Raw genomic sequence first — 2,359 nt, forward strand, 5'->3', positions numbered from 1 at the left:
CGCCAGGGCGCGCCGCTCCAGATCGGCCGGGCTCGCGCCCTCCCGCAGCGCGACGGCGGCGGCCAGCAGCAGGCCGGACATGAAGGCCTCATGCCAGGGATGGCCGACCGGCACGAAGCTCGACACGCTCTCCCAGAACAGCTCGTCCAGCGCCAGGCCCCCCGTGAAGGCCGGGCTGTCCTTGCGCCAGAGGTCCACCGCGTCGATCGCCGCCACCAGGGCGGAGAGGTCGGTCGCGGGCTCGTGGGTCGCGAACAGGGCCCGGTGATCGAAGGTCATCCGGGTGGCGCAGACGTTTTCGTCGATCAGCAGGGTGCAGTCCGGATCGCCGAGGTCGATCCGGTTGAGGCCCGGCCGCTCGGGATCGGCTGCGGGCTCCAGTCCCTGGCGACGCAGCTGGTCCAGCGAGGAGGCGTGGTGGTCGAGGACCACGAGCCTGTGCTTCCGGCCGTCCTCGCGGCGGCGGTTCATGGCTGCGAACTTCTTCAGCCCCGCGATGGTCTGCTCCTCCAGGCCGAGGTCGGTCATGAGCAGGATCTCGCCCTCGCCCGCCCGGGCCAGGCGTTTGGTCTCGTCCTCGAAGACCGGGCCGACATCGCTGTAGCGGGGCACGTGGACGACGCGCTCGACCGCCGTGCAGGCGGCGGCGACCGTGGCGGCGCCGTAGCCGTCGAGGTCGTGGTGGGTGATCTGGATCAGGCGCACGCGGGGCGGTCTCGGTCGGTGACGGGTGCGAGCGGTCTACGACGCCCGGCGCCGCGACGCGAGGGGCCACACTGTTAGCCGGCAGCTTCCCCTTGCCGGCATTCGGTGCAGAATATCGGCCGGACGCCGTGAGTCGCGGACCAGCGATCGCACCCGAAGCACCCTGAAGAGTGCGCGTCAGCCAAAGGGGGGAAGTCAGTGGTTCCAGTCGCAACGCCGCGCGTGAAGCGCATCCAGAGGATCTCGCTCGCCCTGCTGGTGACGGCCGGGGTGGTCAACTACGTCGACCGCGCCACGCTGGCCGTGGCCAACCCGTTGATCCGGCAGGATCTCGGCCTGTCGATCCCCGACATGGGATTGCTGCTCTCTGCATTCCTGTGGGCCTACGCCTTCGCGCAGCTTCCGGCCGGCGCCCTGGCCGACCGGCTGGGTCCGCGGCTGACGCTGACCATCGGCTTGAGCTGCTGGTCGCTCGGCCAGATGCTCGGTGGGGCCGTGACCTCGTTCTGGCAGTTCGTCGGCGCGCGCATCGTCCTCGGCCTCGGCGAGGCGCCGCATTTCCCGACCTGCGCCCGGGTCTCGCGCGACTGGTTCAACATCCGCGAGCGCGGCACCGCCACCGGGATCTGGAACTGCGCGTCCTCGCTCGGCACCTTCCTGGCCCTGCCGCTGCTGACCTTCCTGATGGTGAGCTTCGGCTGGCGGGCGATGTTCATCATCATGGGCGCGGTCGGGCTGGTGCTCGCCGGAATCGTCTACCTCGTGTTCCGCAATCCTCCCGAGGTGAACCTCACCCCGGCCGAGCGCGCCTTCCTGGAGGAGGGCGACGCGCCCAACACCGACCGGCGCGTCACCTGGAGCTCGTGGAAGCGGCTGTTCCGCTACCGGACCAGCTGGGGCATGATCATGGGGTATTTCGGCTGCATCTACATGACCTGGCTCTACACGGCCTGGCTGCCGAGCTACCTCGAGATCGAGCGCCACTTCACCCTGCAGAAGACCGGGATCGTCGGGGCGATCCCGTTCGCGTTTGGAGTGCTGGGCGGCATCCTCGGCGGCCGGATCGTCGACATCCTGATCCGGCGCGGGGTCGATCCGATCCGGAGCCGCAAGATCCCGATGGTGGTGGGTCTGCTGGCGACCGCGGCCTGCACCGTGGTGGCGGCGCTGACGCCGAGCGACACGCTCGCCATCGCGTGCATCTCGGCGTCGCTGTTCCTGGTATACGTGAGTTCGTCGGCCGCCTGGGCGATGGCCTCCGTGGCGGCGCCGGCCAACGCCACCGCTTCGCTCGGTGCGATGCAGAATTTCGGCGGCTACATCGGCGGCGCCCTGGCCCCGATGATCACCGGCTTCATCGTGGGCGGGACCGGCCAGTTCTCCATGGCCTTCATCACCGGCGCGGTGATCGCCGTCGTGGCGGCGCTGGGATACTGGACGCTGATCCAGGACCCGATCGCCGCCGAGGAGCCCGCGGAGACCTTCGTGGGCGGGCTCAAGCCCGCCGCTTAGGCCCAGGTCAGCCGCGCAGGTGCGGCACCGGCGCGTGGAGATCGCGCGCCGGCGTCCGGGCGGGAAAATTCCGGCGCATCAGGTCGACGAAGGTCGCGGCGGGCCCGTCCCAGTCGTGCCGGGCGGCGTGCGCCCGGGCGGC

The 2,359-nt window shown here is 70.5% G+C and carries 1 protein-coding gene and 1 pseudogene; one reads left to right on the forward strand and one right to left on the reverse strand.

The genetic code is table 11. From position 1 onward, the window contains the following. Window positions 1-705, reverse strand: a pseudogene (locus FV228_RS27075) (dimethylmenaquinone methyltransferase); the annotation flags it as partial. Between the two features lie 198 nt (window positions 706-903). Here FV228_RS27075 and FV228_RS27080 point away from each other — a divergent pair. After that, window positions 904-2,217, forward strand: coding sequence for an MFS transporter (locus FV228_RS27080; RefSeq protein WP_147857344.1), 1,314 nt, complete (start codon window positions 904-906; stop codon window positions 2,215-2,217). Window positions 2,218-2,359: the final 142 nt, after the last annotated feature.

It is taken from the genome of Methylobacterium sp. WL18 (assembly GCF_008040015.1).
Taxonomy (GTDB): domain Bacteria; phylum Pseudomonadota; class Alphaproteobacteria; order Rhizobiales; family Beijerinckiaceae; genus Methylobacterium; species Methylobacterium mesophilicum.